The organism is Plantactinospora sp. A48, from assembly GCF_055793945.1.
This window is the reverse complement of the sequence record NZ_JBTIXF010000095.1, coordinates 1-18,262: the sequence shown is the minus strand read 5'-3', so window position 1 is coordinate 18,262 and position 18,262 is coordinate 1. Positions and strand designations below refer to the sequence as shown.

Sequence of the window (18,262 nt, the reverse complement as noted above, 5' to 3'; positions counted from 1 at the left end):
GTGGGGGTGGGGGTGGGGGTGGGGGTGGGGGTGGGGGTGATCAGCGGGGTGGGGTGATCGTGAGGTCTGAATCCCGCCAGCTGTGGGAGGGGGTGGGGGGCAGTATTGCGGTGTGGACCTGGACTTCGAACGGTGTTACCGCGCGGTCGACAGTCGCGACCTGCGGTTCGACGGCTGGTTCTTCACCGCCGTGACCACCACCCGCATCTACTGCCGGCCGTCCTGCCCGGCCACCACGCCGAAGCGACGGAACGTCCGCTTCTATCCGTCTTCGGCCGCCGCGCAACGGGCCGGCTTCCGGGCCTGCCGGCGCTGCCGCCCGGACGCCTCCCCCGGCTCGCCGGAGTGGGACGTCCGGGGCGATCTGGTCGGCCGGGCCATGCGGCTGATCGCCGACGGCATCGTGGACCGGGCCGGCGTTCCGGGCCTGGCCGCCCGGTTGGGCTACACCGAGCGGCACCTGCACCGGCTGCTCACCGCCGAGCTGGGCGCCGGCCCGCTGGCCCTGGCCCGCGCGCAGCGGGCGCAGACCGCCCGGATACTGGTCGAGACGACGGATCTCGGGCTCGCCGAGATCGCCTTCGCGGCCGGCTTCGGCAGCGTGCGGCAGTTCAACGACACGATGCGCGAGGTGTACGCCGTCGCGCCGTCCCAGCTCCGGGCCCGGCGCCGACCCACCGGTTCGGCCGCGACCCCGGGCGCCGACACCGCCGCCCCGAACGGCCGGACCGCCACCCCGAACGCCGCGACCGCCACCCCGAACGCCGGGACCGCCGCCTGGGACGCCGGGACCGCCGATCGCGCCGGCTTCGGGGGCGCCCGGCCGGGGACGATCTCGCTGCGGCTCGCGTACCGGCCGCCGTTGCACGCGGGCGCGCTGCTGGACTTTCTCGCGCTCCGCGCGGTGCCGGGGGTGGAGGAGGTGACCGCCGGTACGTACCGGCGGGGCCTGCGCCTGCCGCACGGCCCCGCCCGGATCGCGCTGACCCCGCGATCCGGGTACGTGACCGCGACGCTGTGGCTGGCGGATGTCCGCGACCTGGCACCGGCGGTGGCGCGCTGCCGACGGTTGCTGGACCTGGACGCCGACCCGGTGGCCGTCGACACCACGCTGGCCGCCGATCCGGCGCTCGCCGCCGTGGTGGAGCGTGAGCCGGGGGTACGGGTGCCCCGCGCCGTCGACGGCTTCGAGATGGCGGTCCGGGCGATCGTCGGGCAACAGGTCTCGGTGGCCGGTGCCCGGACCGTGCTGGCCCGGTTGACCGCCGCCGCCCTCGATGCCGCCGCCCTCGATGCCGCCGCCCCCCTTGATGCCGATGCCGATGGCCCGAACGACGCCGGACTGGTCGCGTTTCCCAGCCCCGAACAGGTTCTCTGTCTGCCCGACACGGCGTTCCGGATGCCTACCGCCCGGCGGGAGACGATCCGGGCGGTCGCCCGGGCCTGCGCCAGCGGCGAACTGGACCTGGAGCCGGGCGGCGACCGCGCCGAGGCCGTCGCCCGGCTCAGCGCGCTGCCCGGAATCGGCCCCTGGACCGCCGGTTACGTCGCCATGCGGGCGATCGGCGACCCGGACGCGTTCCTGCCCACCGACCTGGGCGTCCGCCGGGGCGCCGCGACGCTCGCCCTGCCCAGCGACCCGGTCGGGCTGGACCAAGCCGCGCGCCGATGGCGACCGTGGCGTTCGTACGCCGTCGTACGGCTCTGGCGCGCGGAATGACCCGGACACCGAACCCTTGGGAGAGCAACATGGATGCCCTGACCAGCAGCACCATCGACACGCCGACCGGCCCGTTCACCGTGCTGGTCGATCCCGACGGCGCGGTGCGGGCTGCCGGGTTCACCACCGCGACCGAACCGTTGCTCGCGCTCGTCCATCCCAGCCTGCGTGGGCCCGTCAGCCCGGCCCCGGACGGCGGGCCGGTCGGCCACGCCGTCGCCGCCTACCTGGACGGTGACCTCGGCGCGCTTGACGACGTACCGGTCCGGCAGCACACCGGCGGCGAGTTCCGGGACCACGCCTGGCGGACGCTGCGCCTGGTCAAGCCCGGCCAGCCGGTGACCTACACCGGTTTCGCCGAGCTGTCCGGCCGGCCCCGGGCGGTCCGGGCGGCGGCGGGGGCCTGCGCGCAGAACGCCGTCGCGCTCTTCGTCCCCTGCCACCGGGTGCTGCGCACCGATGGAACTCTGGGCGGCTACCGCTGGGGACTACCGGTGAAAAAGTGGCTTCTCGGTCACGAGCGGCGGTTGACGACAACCTGACTCACGGAGGGTTGTTCCTGACCGGTACGGTCGGAACGTGCCTGCCGCTCGCGACCCCCGTGACTCGGGACGGGTGGCCGGAAGGCGGCATCCCACACACAACCTGTGGCGGCTGCGCCGGTACGTACGCCCGTACGCCGGCCAGCTCGCCTGGTTGGTGCTTGCCGCGCTCGCGTCCACCGGCGCGGGCATCGCGGTACCGCTGGTGGTCCGCCGGGTGGTGGACGGACCGATCGCCCACCGCGACCGGGCCGGGCTGCTCTGGCTGGGCGGCCTGGCCCTGGCGCTGGGCCTGATCGAGGCGCTGCTGATCTTCATCCGGCGCTGGGTGCAGTCGTCGGCGGCCATGGGCATGGAAGCGGCCATCCGCACCGAGATCTACGCACACCTGCAACGGCTGCCGATCGGCTTCCACGACCGGTGGCAGTCCGGCCAGCTACTGTCCCGGGTCACCAGCGACCTCTCGGTGATCCGTCGCTTCCTCTCGTTCGGCCTGATCTTCCTGATCGTCAACCTGCTCACCTACGTCACGGTGGTGGCGTTGCTGATCGGGCTCAACTGGCCGCTCGGTCTGGTGGTGGGTGCCAGCGCGGTCCCGCTGTTCCTGGTCAGCCGGCGGTTCACCCGGTACTACCTCACCGCGTCCCGGCGGATGCAGGACCAGCTCGGCGACGTCGCGACGCTGGTGGAGGAGTCCGCGCAGGGGTTGCGCACGATCAAGGCGTACGGCCGCCATCCGCAGATGGCCCGCCGGTTCGCCGGCAGCGCCCGCGAGTTGCGGGAGACAGCCGTGGGCAAGGGCCGGCTGCTGGCCCGCACGTCGGCCGAATTCGACCTGGTGCCCAACCTGACCATGTCGGCCATCCTGGTCGCCGGCACCATCGCCGCGGCCCGTGGCGCGCTCACCATCGGCGACCTCGTCGCGTTCGTCTCGCTCCAGCTGATGCTGGTCTGGCCGGTCGAGTCGCTGGGCTGGATCATCGCGAACGGCCAGGAGGCGATGACGGCGGCCGATCGGATCCAGGAGGTGCTGGACACCCGGCCGGCGATCGTCGACCGGCCCGGCGCGGTGGCGGTCGACCCGGCCGACACCGCCGGCGCGATCCGGTTCGAGGGCGTCCGGTTCAGCTACCCCGGTACGTCAGAACCGGTGCTGCGCGGTGTCGACCTGACGATCGAGCCCGGCGAGACCGTGGCGATCGTGGGTGCGACCGGCAGCGGAAAGACCAGCCTGCTGTCCCTGCTGCCCCGGCTGCACGACGTGACCGGCGGGCGGCTCCTGCTGGACGGCCGGGACGTCCGGGACATCCGGCTCGACGCGCTGCGTCACGTCGTGGGCGCGGCGTTCGAGGAACCGACGCTGTTCTCGATGTCGGTCTGGGAGAACCTGACCCTCGGCCGGTCCGACGCCCAGGAGGACGAGGTCCGCGCGGCGCTGGCGGTGGCCCAGGCGGACTTCGTGTACGACCTGCCCTGGGGGTTGTCCACCCGGATCGGCGAGCAGGGGCTGTCCCTGTCCGGTGGGCAGCGGCAACGGCTCGCGCTGGCTCGCGCGGTGCTCGGTCGGCCCCGGGTGCTCGTGCTGGACGACCCGCTCTCCGCGCTCGACGTGCACACCGAGGCGCTCGTGGAGCAGGCCCTGGCCCGGGTGCTGCGCGGCACCACCGCGCTGGTCGTGGTGCACCGGCCGTCGACCGTGTCGCTGGCCGACCGGGTGGCGCTGCTGGAACACGGCCGGATCACCGCCGTCGGCACCCACTCGGAGTTGCTGGCCAACGTGCCGGCGTACCGGGCGGTGCTGGCCGCCACCGACGAGGAGGCCCCGAACACCCCGACCGGCGCCGAGAACAGCCCGACCGCCGTTGGCGAGGACGCCGGGAACACCCCGGCGCAGGCCGGCGAGTGGGGGTTGGCCCGGTCATGACGCTCGACGTGCCACCTGCCTCCGCACCGGCCGTGTCCGCTTCGGCCGACGGCAGCCTCGACCTCGAACGTTGGCGGGGTCGGGCGGTGGAGGTCGACGCCGACCGCACCGCCGCCGAGGACACCAGCGCCCCGGCGGTGGAGCTGCTCCGGTCGCGCAGCCGGGCGCTGCTGCGGTCGCTGCTGCGTCCGCACCGGCGGTTGCTCGCGGTCACCGTGGTGCTGCTGCTCGTCCAGAACGCCGCGGCCATGGCGGGGCCGTACCTCGTGATGCTCGGCATCGACCGGGCCATCGGGCCGCTCCGGGCCGGCGACTGGGGTCCACTCACCATGATCGCCGCGGCGTTCGTGGTGGCCACCGTGGCGGACTACGCCGGTAAGCGCGGCTTCCTCACGCTGTCCGCCCGGATCGGTCAGGCCGTCCTGTTCGACCTGCGCCGCCGGGTCTACGACCACTTCCTGCGGCTCTCGGTGGGGTTCCACGAGCGGTACACCTCGGGCCGGGTGGTGGCCCGGTTGACCAGCGACATGGACTCGATCGCCGAACTCGCCGACGGCGGCATCGACGACCTCGTGCTGGCGGCCCTGTCCATCGTCTCGGTGGCCGGCATCCTGCTCTGGCTGGACGCGCCGCTGGCCCTGGTGACCCTGCTGGCCTTCCCGTTCCTGCTCGGGCTGTCGATCTGGTTCGCCCGGGCGTCGGCGCAGGCGTACCGGCGCACCCGGGAGGCGATCGCGCTGGTGATCGTCCACTTCGTGGAGTCGCTGGGCGGCATCCGCGCGGTGCAGGCGTTCCGCCGGGAACCACGCAACCAGCAGATCTTCGACGCGGTGAACGACGACTACCGCACGGCGAACCTGCACGCCTTCCGGCTGCTCGCCAAGTACTCGCCGGGCATCAAGGTGATCGGCAACGTGACCATCGCGGTGGTGCTCACCTACGGCGGGTCCCGGGTGCTGCACGGCCAGATGGGCGTCGGCGTGCTCGCCGCGTTCCTGCTCTACCTGCGCCGGTTCTTCGAGCCCATGCAGGAACTCAGCCAGTTCTACAACTCGCTCCAGTCGGCCACCGCCGCCCTGGAGAAGCTCTCCGGCGTACTCGACGAGAAGCCCGCGGTGCCCGAACCCGAGCAGCCCATCGCGCTGCCGACCGGGTCGGGCGGGGGCCGGGGCCGGATCGAGTTCCGGTCGGTGGCCTTCGGCTACCGGCCGGACACGCCGATCCTGCCCGAGCTGGAGCTGACGGTGCCGGCCGGGCAGACCGTGGCGCTGGTCGGCGCCACCGGGGCCGGAAAGTCGACAATCGCCAAGCTGGTGTCCCGGTTCTACGACCCGACGAGCGGGACCGTCTCGCTCGACGGCGTGGACCTGCGCCGGATCTCCGAGAGCGACCTGCGGCGGGCGGTCGTGATGGTCACCCAGGAGACCCACCTGTTCTCCGGCACCGTGGCCGAGAACATCCGGTTCGGCCGGCCCGACGCGACGGACGAGCAGATCGCGGCGGCGGCCAGAGCGATCGGGGCGGACGACTTCATCCGGGCCCTGCCGGACGGCTACGAGACGGACGTCCACCGGCGCGGCGGCCGGCTCTCCGCCGGGCAACGACAGCTCGTGGCGTTCGCCCGGGCTTTCCTCGCCGACCCGGCGGTGCTGATCCTGGACGAGGCCACCTCGGCGCTGGACGTGCCGAGCGAGCGGCTGGTGCAGCACGCGCTGCGCACCATCCTGCACGAACGGACCGCCCTGGTGATCGCGCACCGGCTCTCGACGGTGGAGATCGCCGACCGCGTCCTCGTGCTCGAACAGGGCCGCATCGTCGAGGACGGTTCCCCCGCCGACCTGGTCGGCACCGGCGGCCGGTACGCGGCCCTGCACCAGCAGTGGCGCGACAGCCTGGTGTGACGAAAGGAAGGGCACCTTGTTATCGCTTTTTGTATAGGAAGGGCCCCCGGTTAACCTCGTCCACGGTGCAGCGAGATCCCACGGCGCAGCGAGGTCTCAGGGTGCCCGGTTCAGAAGCCGCGCAGGAAGCGCAGGCCGAGCAGGAACGTGACCACCGCCGGACCGAAGGCCAGGGTAACCGCCGAGGTGCGGTACGGCATCCGGTACCGCGCCGCCTCGATGCCGTTGGCCGCGATCACCAGTCCGGCCGCCATGTTGAACGCCCCCCACCAGCCGGGCCGCAGGTGGATCCAGCCCGCGTGCAGCAGCAGGAACGTCGCTCCGAGACCGGCCACCACCAGTCCGAGCATCGCGACCGTCCGGTGCAGCGCCCGCAGCAGCGGATGATCGTGCCGCCACAGATACGTGCCGGTCACGGCCAGGGCCGGAACACTGATCATCAGTGGCCAACCGAAGCCCATGGCGCCCAGCATCAGCAGGGTGCCGACGACGAAGACGAGCGCGCCCAGGCAGGCCACCACGTACCCGACGACCGCCCGGCTGCCGCCGCGGACCAGCAGGGGGGCGCTGGCGGCCGCGATCACGGCGCCCGGCGTCAGGATGAACCCGGCCCACCAGTGGAACCGGCCGACCGACTGGGCGACGGCCGTCACCATCCCGACCGCGATGGCCGCGGTCGCGAGACCGACCAGCCAGGCCCGGGCCGGGCCACCACGTCCGGGGTACGTCGGTTCAACGGTTGCAGTCTGCGCGCTCACCTGCTCGACTCTGCCCTGGTGATCCCCCGGAAACCATCCGGTAGGCCCTACCATCCACCGACCGGCTGCCCGCAGGACAGGACCTCACCCTCCGCGCCCCGGCACGGTCGACCATGGGCTCTACCGCGCCATCTCCGGCGGCGGGTTCGCGGTGAAGCCCATGATCGACGCGGGATGATCCTAGAAATCACCCCCGCCGAAGTCGCCTCCGCCGAAGTCGCCACCACCCCAGTCGCCACCGCCACCGCCACCGAAGTCGCCACCGTCCCAGCCGCCACCGGTGTCTCCGCTGTCCCAGCCGCCACCGCTGTCCCCGCCGTCCCAACCGCCGGGGTCGGCGAGGTCCTGACCGCCGTCACCACCGCCGTCACCACCGCCGCCGTCAGCACCGCCGCCGTCACCGTCGCCGGCGTCCTGGCCGTCGCCGAAGCCGTCGTTGAAACCCTCCTGGTAGCCGGCCCCGTAGCCGTACCCGGGATCGGCGAACGCCGGGGAGAACAGCGCGTCGGCGATCAGAATGCCGCCGATCACCCCGGCCCCGGCGCCCAGGGCGGTCTTCCACCACGGGGTGGAGTACCAGCCAGCCGGCACCGGCCGGCCCTGGTACTGGCCACCCGGGTAGTAGTACGGGGTCGCCTGGCCCGGCTGCGGACCGGCCCGGAACGTCTGCCCCTGCACGTTCACCTCACGCTCCTTGGTGAGGCGCCCGGCACCGCGCGCGGCGGCCAGCGGCGGCAGTTCGGGACCCGGGTCGATGCCCATCGCCGTGCGGGCGGCCCGGATGTAGGTCAACCCCTCCAGCGCGGTCTCCCGGGCCAGCTCGAACTGGCGCAGCGTCCTGGCCTGCTCCAGCTGGCTGCCGGCCGCGTTGTACCGCTCCCCCGCGTCCACCAGGGCCTGCTTGACCGCCGGCTCGTCGCCGTGCAGATTCATCAACTGCCCGCCGAGCCGCTCGTACCAGCGTTGCGCCTCGGCGCGGGCGTCGGCCAGCGCCTCGGCCTCCCGCGACCTGCCCCATCGCCGCCAGAACACGTACGCACCCCCAAGCATCAGAATCAGCACAACCAGCAGGACACCCTCCATGTTTTGACGGTACCCACCCGTGTCCCGTCGTACGCGGCTGGCAAGCTAACCGGGATGGACGTCTCGACGGTGGTCGTGGTGGTGACCTGCCTCGCGGTCGGTGCCGCGCTGGGCTGGTTCGCCGCGAATGCCCGCTCGGCCGCCCAGGTCGCCCGGTTGGATGCCACCCTGCGGGCCACCCGGGACGGCGAGGGCCGGCTGGAGCAGTCCATGCGGGCCCTGTCGTACGAGGCGACCGCCCAGTCCCAGGAGGCGGTGGCCCGCGCGGTCGCACCACTGCACGAGAGCCTGCGCCGGTACGAGCAACGGGTCGCCGAGTTGGAACGCGACCGGGTCGACGCGTACGCCGAGCTGCGCGAGCAGGTCCGGGCGATGAACTCGGTCTCCGGCGAGCTGCGTACCGAGACGAAGCAGTTGGTGGCGGCGCTGCGTGCCCCGCAGGTACGCGGCCGGTGGGGCGAGCACCAGCTCCGGCGGATCGTCGAGGCCGCCGGCATGCTGGAGCACTGCGACTTCGCCGAGCAGGTCACCGCCAGCGTCGACGGTGCGGGTGTGGTCCGCCCCGATCTGGTGGTCCGGCTGCACGGTGGCCGCTCGGTGGTGGTCGACGCCAAGGCGCCGTTCGACGCGTACCTGTCGGCGATGGAGGCCCGCGACGAGCGGGGCCGGGACGAGCGGCTCGACGCGCACGCCCGCGCCTTGCGGTCCCATGTGGACGCGTTGGCCGCGAAGTCCTACTGGGCGGCCTTCCCGGCGACGCCGGAGTTCGTGGTGCTGTTCGTGCCGGCCGACCCGTTCCTCGACGTGGCCCTGCAACGGGATCCGACGCTGCTGGAGCACGCCTTCACCCGGAACGTGGTGCTGGCCACCCCCGCCACCCTGGTCGCCCTGCTGCGGACGGTCGCCTACGCCTGGCGCCAGGAGGCGTTGGCCCGCAACGCCGTGGCGGTGCACGAGCTGGCCCGCGAGCTGTACGGCCGGTTGTCCACGTTGGGCGATCATGTGACCCGGCTCGGCAACGCGCTGGGCGGAGCGGTGACCGCGTACAACCGGGCGGTCGGCTCGCTGGAGGCACGGGTGCTGGTCAGCGCGCGGAAGCTGGCCGACCTCGGCGTCTCCGGCGACGAGCTGGACCCGCCGCCCCAGGTGGAGGTGGCGCCGCGCCAGCCGCAGGCTCCGGAACTGGTCGACCAGCCCCAGGTGCTGGAACCGGTCAACCAGCTCAGGGGCTCGGAGCCGGTGGGCCGCCGCCAGGGCTCGGAGGTGATGGACCAGCCGCCGACACCGGCGCTGGTCGAACAGCGGCCGGCGCTGGTCGACCGACCACCGGCGACCGGGGTGGCGGGCCGTCCGGACCTCGTGCCGCCGCCGGAATCCCCCGGCTAGTTCCCGAACCGACGTCGGCCCGGGCCCCCGAACCGACGCCGACGCAGGATCCGGTCAGGCGTCGGCCTGAGACCCGGTCGGACGCCGGCGCCGGGTCCGGTCAGGACCGTCGGGCGCTCTCCACCACCAGCGGGGTGCCCTGTTGACAGGTCGTCATCATGTCGGCGCTCACCTCGCCGACCACGGTGACCCGGGTGCCCGGCCGGAGCACGTCCCGGGGGCCGCCGACGAGCAGGTAGCCGTTCAACAGCAGGCAGTTGCCCTCGACGCCCGCCGACACGGTCCCGGTCAGCGTGGTGGGGCCGCCGGGGGGTCGGGCCGGGACCAGCGACCGGGGCGGGGTGGTCCTGCGCGGCGGGTGCATGGGGCGCGGCGATGACACGGGTGGATCGCTCGGAGCACCGCTCGGGGCGGGATCACCGGACGGGGAGAGTTCGCCGGTGGGGCTGGCCGGGATGGTGGTCGCCGGTGTCCCACCGGATCCGCTCGACGACTCCGGGGTACCTGTGCCGCATGCCGACAGCGCGAGGCAGGCGGCGACGAGGGAGGCGGCTGTCCAGGTGGCTCTGGTCATACCGGTCTGACGGCGTGGCCGGGTCCGGCGTTCCCCGCCGCGGCCTTCATGTCCCGCTTGAGCTCCCGGGGCAGCGCGAACGTCAGGTGCTCGTCCGCGGTGGTCACCTCGGCCACGTCCGTGAAGCCGCGTTCGGCCAGGCGGTCGAGCACCTGCCGGACCAGGTCCTCGGGCACGCTCGCGCCGGAGGTCACACCGACCGTGCCGACGCCCGCCAGCCACTCGTCGGAGATCTCGGTGGCGTAGTCGATCAGGTGTGCGGCGCGGGCCCCGGCGTCGAGGGCCACCTCGACCAGGCGTACCGAGTTGGAGGAGTTACGCGAGCCCACCACGATCACCACGTCGCAGTCCGGGGCGATCTGCTTGACCACATGCTGCCGGTTCGAGGTGGCGTAGCAGATGTCGTCGCTGGGCGGGGACTGGAGCATCGGCAACCGCCGCTTGAGCCGGGCGACCGTCTCCAGCGTCTCGTCCACGGACAGCGTGGTCTGGGACAGCCACACCACCTTCTCCGGGTCCCGGACGGTGATCTTGTCGGCGTCGTCGGGGCCGTCCACCAGCTGGATGTGTGCGGGTGCCTCGCCGGCGGTACCGATGACCTCCTCGTGGCCCTCGTGGCCGATGAGCAGGATGTCGTAGTCCTCGGCGGCGAACCGGCGGGCCTCCTGGTGGACCTTCGTCACCAACGGGCAGGTCGCGTCGATCGCCCGCAACGACCTGCTCCGCGCCTGTTCGTACACCTCCGGAGCGACGCCGTGCGCCGAGAAGATCACGATCGCCCCCTCGGGGACCTCCTCGTTCTCCTCCACGAAGATCGCGCCGCGTTGTTCCAGGGTCGACACGACGTGCTTGTTGTGCACGATCTGCTTGCGTACGTAGATCGGTGCGCCGTAGAGCTTGAGCGCCTCTTCGACGGTCTGCACCGCCCGGTCAACCCCCGCGCAGTAGCCGCGGGGATTCGCCAGGAGCACGCGCTTTCCAGTCCGGGATGTCGCCTGAGCCTCGGTCACGTACCCCATCCTACGTTTCTCCCCGGCGCCGTCTTGTTGATCATGAAGTTAGCTCCGCGACACGCCGACGACATGGCCGCCACCTTCATGATCAATCGTGACTCGAGGGCGGAGCCGTAGGCTGGCCGGGTGGCCGCACCTGACATCCCGCCCAGCAGTTCCGAGCAGCCGTGGCCGGTCCGGGTGGTCAGCCAGAAGGTCAGCGCGTGGATCGCCAGGCTCGGCTGGGTGTGGGTCGACGGCCAGGTGGCCCAGATCAGCCGGCGGCCCGGCGCCGCGACGGTGTTCCTCACCCTGCGTGACCCCTCGGCGGACCTCAGCCTCACCGTCACCACCAACCGGGATGTGCTCGACCTCGGTGCTCCGGAGTTGCGCGAGGGAGCGCGGGTCGTGTTGCACGCCCGGCCCGAGTTCTACGCCGCCCGGGGCACACTCAGCCTGCGGGCCGATGAGATCCGCCAGGTCGGCCTGGGTGAGTTGCTGGCCCGGCTGGAGAAACTCAAGAAGCTGCTCGCCGCCGAGGGGCTCTTCGACCGCGCCCGCAAGCGGCGCCCGCCGTTCCTGCCCGGCCGGGTGGGATTGATCACCGGCCGGGCCTCGGCCGCGGAACGCGACGTGCTCACCAACGCCCGGCGCCGCTGGCCGTCGGTGGAGTTCCGGATCGTCAACGTCGCGGTGCAGGGTCCCACGGCGGTGCCGCAGATCATCGACGCGCTCAAGGTGCTGGACGCCGACGACAGCGTCGAGGTGATCGTCCTGGCCCGGGGCGGCGGCGGGGTGGAGGACCTGCTGCCCTTCTCCGACGAGGCACTCTGCCGAGCGGTCTTCGCCTGCCGTACCCCGGTGGTCAGCGCCATCGGCCACGAGACCGACGCACCGCTGGTCGACTACGTGGCGGACGTCCGCGCCTCCACCCCCACCGACGCCGCCAAGCGGATCGTGCCGGACCTGGGCGACGAGCTACGCCTGATCCGCCAGGCCCGGCAGCGGCTCGACCGGGCCGTCGTCGGGTTCCTGGACCGCGAGCGGCACCGGTTGGACGGGCTGCGCTCCCGGCCGGTACTGGCCCGACCGCAGGTGATGGTCGAGCAGCGCGCCGTCGAGGTCGCGGCCCTGCGCGACCGCGGCCGGCGGTGCCTGGACCATCGGCTGGCGGCCGCCGAGGCCGACCTGCGACACACCCTGGCCCAGCTCCGCGCGCTGTCGCCGGCCGCCACCCTGGACCGGGGGTACGCCATCGTCCAGCGCGCTGACGGGCAGGTCGTGCGGGTCGCCGCCGAGGTCGACAAGGGCGACCAACTCCGGGTACGCCTCGCCGAGGGTGAACTGTCGGCCACCGTCGACGGCTGACCGCACGGCGCAACGCTGAGGCGCTGAGGCGCCGAAGGGCTGAGGCGCTGAGACGCTGAGGCGCCGAAGGGCTGGGGCGCTGAGGCGGAGGCTCACCGGACCGCAGAGGCAGCCGCCGACCCTAGCCGTCACGATGGGTGACGATGCCTACTTGAGTCACGCCGATTACGCTAAGTGTTCTTGTCAGCGGCTCCTCTTTCGGATGTTCTTTCGCTTTGCAATGCTTCCCTCCAGGCAACACCGCACTGAGCTGCCGAAATGCTTGATTGTTGTCCTGCCCCGAACAGGGGTGAGGATTACTCGTTGTTGCTGTAGCCCTGGGGGAAGCATTGCAAAGGACGGAGATGTGAGGGGGCAAGATCGACCGGTCTTCACTCTCAGTGAGAGTCTGCCCACGCTGACCGTTTGAGGGACCTGCCAGCGTCAGTAGGGTGCATCGGCGGACGGAAGGCGCGGCGCGAGGGAGGTGCGCTCGGCGGCGCGGCGCACGGAAGGGACGCTCGGCGGCGCGGCGCACGGAAGCGCGCTCGGCGGCGCGGCGCACGGAAGGCGCGCTCGGCGGCGCGGCGCACGGAAGCGCGCTCGGCGGCGCGGCGTGAGGGAGGCGTACCGGGCGCCGAGCGGCGGTGTGTTGAGATGGGACCGCCATGGCTGAGCAGAAGACGAACAGGACCGAGCCGGACGAGCGGCTGAGCTACGAGCAGGCCCGCGCCGAACTCGCGTCGGTGGTCGAGCGCCTGGAGACCGGTGGCACCTCGCTGGAGGAGTCGCTGGCGCTGTGGGAACGCGGCGAGAAGCTGGCCGGGATCTGCCAGCACTGGCTGGACGGCGCCCGGGAACGGATCGAGGCGGCCCGCCAGTCCGGACCGGAGTAACCCGCCCCGCGACGGCCCCGGTCCGGGCCAGCCGAGGCACGAAAAACGGCCGGTCCGGCAGGACTCCACACGGCCCCGGTCCGGCGAGTCGAGGCACGAAACCGGCCGGTCAGGCAGACCGCGGACCGAGCCGGTCCGGCCGAGGCAACACCACGGCCGGACCGGTGGGAGATCAGCGGTTGAACAGCTTGTACAGCTCCGGAGGCGCTTCCTGGATCTGGCCCGCCGGCGGCTTCTGCGGCGCCGTGGCGGCACCGTAGTCGGAGTAGGTCACCGCGAGCGACTGTGGCTTGGTCTGGGCGGTGGCCGGAACCTGGATGGTGAGCTTGCTCAGCCGGCCCTGCGGGTCGAGGCTGGCCGTGAACGGCAGAGCACTCGCCTTCGGGCCGAGCGCCGAGAGCAGCGCCTGGTTGATCATCCGGGCGTCGGTGGCCTTGGTGAGGTCGATCGTGCCGGAGTATTCCCTCGTACCGCTCTGCTTGACGTCCACCACGGCCTTGGTGAGCGCCTCGCTTCCGGCCGGGTCGAGCTGATCGAAGTCGAACTTCAGGTCACGGACGCCGCTCGCCCTGGTCGGGTCGAGGTGCATGTACTTGCCGGCGTAGTTCTTCAGCGCCGGAACACTGTCCGCGGCCTGGCCGTTGAAGGTGACCTTCACCCAGCTGTCCGGCTCGATGTAGATCAGGTCGAAGTTCATCGCCAGGTCCGACCCGGGGCCGCCGAGCGCGGTCCGCAGCTCGGCCCCACGGCTCGGCTTGTGTACCACGCCGCTGACCGAGGTCTGGTCGGCCGCGAGGTCGAACCGGAAGTTGCCGTTGCCGATCTCCCTCGTCGAGTCGAGCAGTGCCTGTTTCGCGTCAGTGGGAACGCCCGACGCGGCGCCGGCCGACGCGGAGGCACCGGCCGTGGTCGACGGCGAGGATGACGCGTTCGACTCGGCACCGGGCTGCTTGCAGGCGGTAAGACCGGGAACGAGCATCGCGGCGGTCACGCCGACGACACTCCACCGTCGGATCTTCACGTCAACTCCTGTGCTGTCGTCCGGCAGCCGGAGCGGCCGGGGGCGGGGCGACGGGCCCTGACCGGGACGTCGCTGCGGTCAGCGATCCGCCTCCCGCAGCGCGGCGGCGAAGTCGCTCAACCCTTGTTCCCCGACGGCACCAACCACAATCACTGTCCGGTTCGGCTCCAGCAACACCAACGCCCGTTCGCCCGGTTTGGCCGAGTATGACCGCCAGGCCCGACCGTTGACCTCGACGGTGCGCTCCGGCCGACCGGCCGCGGACAGCTCGGCGGGCAGCAGCTTCTCGGCCGGCACGTTGCTCTCGACGAGCTGCGCTCCCTTGCCGTTGCGCAGCACGTACCCGATCCGCAGGGTGCCGCCGCCATCGCCGCGTTGGAAGCTCGCGCTCACCGGGTTCCAGCTCTTGGGCCCGTCCGCCGGGTCGAGGACCGGGAAGAGGTTCGCCGCCCGGGCCGTGGCGACCGACTGCGCCGTGTCGACGGTCATCGGCTCGTCGCCGTCGAGCACGATCCGGTAGAACGAGATGAAGAGCGTGATCGGGATCAGCAGCACGAGCAGCGACAGGGCCATGTCCCGGGGGGACCGCTGGGCCCGGGTGGCGGTGCGGATCACCTCGGCCCGTTCGGGATCATCCGCAACGGCCGAATCACCCCCGCCGGCCCCGGCTCCGGGGTCTTCGGAGTGGATTGGGTCGGTTGCTGTCCGGTCGTCCTGGACGGGACCGGCAGGCTGAACGGCGTCCACCCCCCTATCTTGACAGCCCCGAAAGCGGCGCCGCCGCGCGGAGTGGGTTGCCGTCATCTGCGCCAATACCGCCCCGAGCCAGCGATCAGATGACCATCGTGCCAGGATTCCAGGCAGAGCCGGCGATATCGCACCGCGTGCCCGCCGGCCACCCCGCAGCGTCGCGAGGAGGAGCCACCATGACTAACACCCGTACCCGCATCCCGCAGGACCTGGACCGCAACCTCGCACTGGATCTGGTACGGGTGACCGAGGCCGCCGCCATGGCGGCCGGCCGGTGGGTGGGCCGGGGCGACAAGGAGGGCGGCGACGGCGCGGCCGTGGACGCCATGCGCAAACTGATCAACTCGATCCCGATGCGGGGGGTCGTGGTGATCGGCGAGGGCGAGAAGGACAACGCCCCCATGCTGTTCAACGGCGAACAGGTCGGTGACGGCAGCGGGCCCGAGGTGGACGTGGCGGTCGACCCGATCGACGGCACGACGCTGATGAGCAAGGGCATGCCCAACGCGCTGGCCGTACTGGCGGTTGCCGAGCGGGGCGCCATGTACGACCCGAGCGCCGTCTTCTACATGGAGAAGCTCGCCGTCGGCCCGGTCTACGCGGACGCGGTGGACATCAATGCCGGGGTGGCCGAGAACCTGCGCCGGATCGCCCGGATCAAGGGCACCGACCTGTCCGGGGTGAACGTCTGCGTGCTGGACCGCCCGCGCCACGCGGAACTCGTCGACGAGATCCGCCGGGCCGGTGCCGCGATCCGGTTCATCTCCGACGGCGACATCGCCGGGGCCATCGCCGCCGCCCGCGGCGAGTCGGACGTCGACGTGCTGATGGGCATCGGCGGCACCCCGGAGGGCATCACGGCGGCCTGCGCGCTCAAGTGCATGGGCGGGGTGATGCAGGCCAAGCTGTGGCCGCGGGACGCCGACGAGCGGCGCAAGGCCCTGGACGCCGGGCACGACCTGGACCGGGTGCTCGGCACCGACGACCTGGTGACCGGGGACAACTGCTTCTTCGTGGCCACCGGCATCACCTCGGGGGACCTGCTGCGCGGGGTGCGGTACCGCGCGGGCGGGGCGTACACCCAGTCGATCGTGATGCGCTCCAAGAGCGGGACGATCCGGGTGATCGACTCGTACCACCGCTTGGAGAAGCTGGCCCTGTACTCGGCGGTGGACTTCGACGGACGCCCCCTGGCCGACCAGGAGTGAGCCGCACGGACCTGGACGCGGCCCAGCCGGTGGGTGGCCCGACCGTCCCGGCCGGCCGCCGCTCCACCGGAATCGCGCTCGCCGTGGTCTCGGGCCTCGCGGTGGCGGTCCAGTCCCGGATCAACGGCGACCTGGGGGTACGACTGCACGACGGCATCGTGGCCGCGGTGGTCTCCTTCGGGCTCGGCCTCCTGCTCCTGCTGGTCGGTGTTCCGGCGCTGCCCGCGGGCCGGCGCGGGCTGCGGGCCCTGCGGGACGCGCTGGGTAACGGTGGCGTACGGCCCTGGCAGTGCCTCGGCGGGGTGTGTGGGGCCGTCCTGGTGGCGGCCCAGGGGCTCACGGTCGGCGCGCTCGGGGTGGCGGTCTTCACCGTCGCGGTCGTCGCCGGCCAGTCGGCGAGCAGCCTTGCGGTGGACCGGGCCGGGGTGGGACCGACCGGTCGGCAGCCGGTCAGCCCGCTCCGGCTGACCGGGGCCGTGTTGACGGTGCTGGCCGTGCTGCTCGCCGTGGCCGACCACCTCGGCAACCCGGGCCGGCTGGCGCTGGCCGTGCTGCCCGCCCTCGCCGGAGTCGGGATCGCCTGGCAGCAGGCCGTCAACGGGCGAATCCGGGTGGCCTCCGACAGCGCGCTGACGGCCACGACCGTCAACTTCGCGGTCGGCACGGCGACCCTGCTGGTGGCGCTGGCCGTCGACGTCTGGATCCGGGGTCTGCCCGACGGCGCCTGGCCCACGGTGCCCTGGCTCTATCTGGGCGGGCCGATCGGCATCGTCTTCATCGCCGTGGCCGCCGTGGTGGTCCGGTTCACCGGGGTGTTGCTGCTGGGCCTGGCGACGATCGCCGGGCAGGTCGTCGGCGCGGTGCTCCTGGATCTCGTCGCGCCGCCGACGGCCGGTCGACCGGGTCCGTTCACACTGCTGGGCGCCGCCCTGACCCTGGTCGCCGTGGGCGTCGCGGCGCTACGCCCGATCCGCCGCTGACGACCCCTACCCGGTCAGCCGACGTCCGAGGAGTGCCCCGGGAACAGGTGCGCGCCGGGGTCGATGGCGACGGCGGCGTTGTTGACCGCGGTCGCCGCCTCACCGAAGCCGGTGGCGATCAGTCGCACCTTGCCGGGGTACTCCGTGATGTCCCCGGCGGCGAAGACGCGGGGCTGGTTGGTGGCCATGGTGCTGTCCACCAGGATGTGTCGTCGGTCCAACGTCAGCCCCCACTCGGCGAGCGGGCCGAGGTCGGCGGTGAAACCCAGGGCGGCCACCACGCCGTCCACCGGCAGGGTCTCCATCCCGGTGTCCCGCACCGCCACCTCGGCACCGGTGACGGCGTCGGTGCCGAGCAGCCGGACGACCTCGGCGTTGACGATGAGGCGGATCGGCAGCGCCCGTACCTTGGTCACCGTGCCGGCGTGGGCCCGGAACCGGTCCCGGCGGTGGACCAGGGTGACCGAACGCGCGATCGGATGCAGGGTCAGCGCCCAGTCGAACGCCGAGTCGCCGCCGCCGACGATCAGGACGTCCTGGCCCGCGAGTTCGGTCGGGTCGGGTACGAAGAACCGCACTCCGGCGCCGGCGAACTCGTCCGCCGCCGGCAGCGGCCGAGGCGTGAAACTGCCCAGGCCAGCGGTGATGAGCACGGCCTGACAGCGCAGCTGGGTGCCGTCGGCCAGGCCCAGCACCGGGCGCTCGTCGAGGTACGACAGCTTCTCGGCCCGTACGCCCAGCAGGTACTCCGGTCCGACGGTGGCGGCCTGCTCGACCAGGTTCGCCACCAGGTCGCGCCCCTTCACCACCGGGAACCCGGCGATGTCGAAGATCAGCTTTTCCGGATACATGGCGGCCACCTGGCCGCCGGGCTCGGGCAGCGCGTCGATGACCGCGACCGACAGCCCGCGGAAGCCGGCGTAGTAGGCCGCGAACAGGCCGGTGGGTCCGGCGCCGATGATGGCGATGTCGATATCCCGCACCAGCTACCATCCTTCGCCGTGGATCCCTGCTGCCGACCGTAGGCGCCCGGATCATGCGAGGCAATACCGCCTCGGCGCGTCGTCGCCGCCGGTCGAACCCCCGGCCCGCCTGGCCCGGGTGGGAGGGGCGGGGGAGGGGAGGGTAGGAGGGGGGGGGGGGGGAGAGGGGGGGGGGGAAAAGGGGGGGTTCCGGGGGG

The 18,262-nt window shown here is 72.5% G+C and carries 15 protein-coding genes and 1 pseudogene; 9 read left to right on the top strand and 7 right to left on the bottom strand.

Annotated features, from left to right (window positions below):
- Positions 1-112 precede the first annotated feature (112 nt).
- Genes ACXN5W_RS28900 through ACXN5W_RS28885 form a run of 4 tightly spaced genes read left to right on the top strand, consistent with a single transcriptional unit; the run spans position 113 to position 6,087 of the window.
- Positions 113-1,720 carry a DNA-3-methyladenine glycosylase 2 family protein gene (locus tag ACXN5W_RS28900; protein WP_473161546.1) on the top strand — a complete coding sequence of 536 codons (1,608 nt, stop codon included), beginning with the start codon at positions 113-115 and terminating at the stop codon, positions 1,718-1,720.
- Between the two features lie 29 nt (positions 1,721-1,749).
- Positions 1,750-2,262, top strand: coding sequence for a methylated-DNA--[protein]-cysteine S-methyltransferase (locus ACXN5W_RS28895; RefSeq protein WP_473161545.1), 513 nt, complete (start codon positions 1,750-1,752; stop codon positions 2,260-2,262).
- A 37-nt stretch (positions 2,263-2,299) separates the two neighbouring features.
- Complete coding sequence (locus tag ACXN5W_RS28890) at positions 2,300-4,186, top strand: ABC transporter ATP-binding protein (protein WP_473161544.1); 1,887 nt, start codon at positions 2,300-2,302, stop codon at positions 4,184-4,186.
- Entirely contained in the window at positions 4,183-6,087 is a 1,905-nt protein-coding gene (locus ACXN5W_RS28885) for an ABC transporter ATP-binding protein (RefSeq protein ID WP_473161543.1), read from the top strand. The genes ACXN5W_RS28890 and ACXN5W_RS28885 overlap by 4 nt, the downstream gene beginning before the upstream one ends.
- A 110-nt stretch (positions 6,088-6,197) precedes the next feature.
- On the opposite strand, the gene ACXN5W_RS28880 is transcribed toward ACXN5W_RS28885, so the two are convergent.
- Positions 6,198-6,845 (bottom strand): hypothetical protein, encoded by a 648-nt coding sequence (locus ACXN5W_RS28880; protein ID WP_473161542.1) that lies wholly within the window; start codon positions 6,843-6,845, stop codon positions 6,198-6,200.
- A 180-nt stretch (positions 6,846-7,025) separates the two neighbouring features.
- Positions 7,026-7,928 carry a hypothetical protein gene (locus ACXN5W_RS28875; protein ID WP_473161541.1) on the bottom strand — a complete coding sequence of 301 codons (903 nt, stop codon included), beginning with the start codon at positions 7,926-7,928 and terminating at the stop codon, positions 7,026-7,028.
- A gap of 54 nt (positions 7,929-7,982) precedes the next feature.
- On the opposite strand from ACXN5W_RS28875, the pseudogene ACXN5W_RS28870 reads away from it, so the two are divergent.
- Positions 7,983-9,125: pseudogene (locus ACXN5W_RS28870) on the top strand (DNA recombination protein RmuC); the annotation flags it as partial.
- Between the two features lie 289 nt (positions 9,126-9,414).
- On the opposite strand, the gene ACXN5W_RS28865 reads toward ACXN5W_RS28870, so the two are convergent.
- Entirely contained in the window at positions 9,415-9,696 is a 282-nt protein-coding gene (locus tag ACXN5W_RS28865) for a hypothetical protein (RefSeq protein ID WP_473161540.1), read from the bottom strand.
- Positions 9,697-9,884: 188 nt separating this feature from the next.
- Positions 9,885-10,898 (bottom strand): 4-hydroxy-3-methylbut-2-enyl diphosphate reductase, encoded by a 1,014-nt coding sequence (locus ACXN5W_RS28860; protein WP_473161539.1) that lies wholly within the window; start codon positions 10,896-10,898, stop codon positions 9,885-9,887.
- 129 nt (positions 10,899-11,027) lie between these two features.
- Between ACXN5W_RS28860 and xseA the strand changes: the two genes are divergently transcribed.
- On the top strand, positions 11,028-12,248 hold the full coding sequence (gene xseA, locus ACXN5W_RS28855) for an exodeoxyribonuclease VII large subunit (protein ID WP_473161538.1): 1,221 nt from the start codon (positions 11,028-11,030) through the stop codon (positions 12,246-12,248).
- Positions 12,249-12,895: 647 nt separating this feature from the next.
- Positions 12,896-13,123 (top strand): exodeoxyribonuclease VII small subunit, encoded by a 228-nt coding sequence (locus ACXN5W_RS28850; RefSeq protein WP_473161537.1) that lies wholly within the window; start codon positions 12,896-12,898, stop codon positions 13,121-13,123.
- Between the two features lie 172 nt (positions 13,124-13,295).
- Here the strand turns inward: ACXN5W_RS28850 and ACXN5W_RS28845 are convergent, their stop codons facing one another.
- Positions 13,296-14,144, bottom strand: a complete 849-nt coding sequence (locus ACXN5W_RS28845; protein ID WP_473161536.1) for a hypothetical protein — start codon at positions 14,142-14,144, stop codon at positions 13,296-13,298.
- A 78-nt stretch (positions 14,145-14,222) separates the two neighbouring features.
- Positions 14,223-14,759, bottom strand: coding sequence for a DUF4245 domain-containing protein (locus ACXN5W_RS28840; RefSeq protein ID WP_473161535.1), 537 nt, complete (start codon positions 14,757-14,759; stop codon positions 14,223-14,225).
- Between the two features lie 311 nt (positions 14,760-15,070).
- Between ACXN5W_RS28840 and glpX the strand changes: the two genes are divergently transcribed.
- Both glpX and ACXN5W_RS28830 read left to right on the top strand, forming a co-directional pair.
- Positions 15,071-16,102 (top strand): class II fructose-bisphosphatase, encoded by a 1,032-nt coding sequence (gene glpX, locus ACXN5W_RS28835; protein WP_473161534.1) that lies wholly within the window; start codon positions 15,071-15,073, stop codon positions 16,100-16,102.
- 29 nt (positions 16,103-16,131) lie between these two features.
- Positions 16,132-17,082, top strand: coding sequence for a DMT family transporter (locus ACXN5W_RS28830; protein ID WP_473161547.1), 951 nt, complete (start codon positions 16,132-16,134; stop codon positions 17,080-17,082).
- A gap of 14 nt (positions 17,083-17,096) precedes the next feature.
- Here ACXN5W_RS28830 and ACXN5W_RS28825 read toward each other — a convergent pair whose 3' ends face one another.
- Complete coding sequence (locus ACXN5W_RS28825) at positions 17,097-18,065, bottom strand: NAD(P)/FAD-dependent oxidoreductase (protein ID WP_473161533.1); 969 nt, start codon at positions 18,063-18,065, stop codon at positions 17,097-17,099.
- Positions 18,066-18,262: the final 197 nt, after the last annotated feature.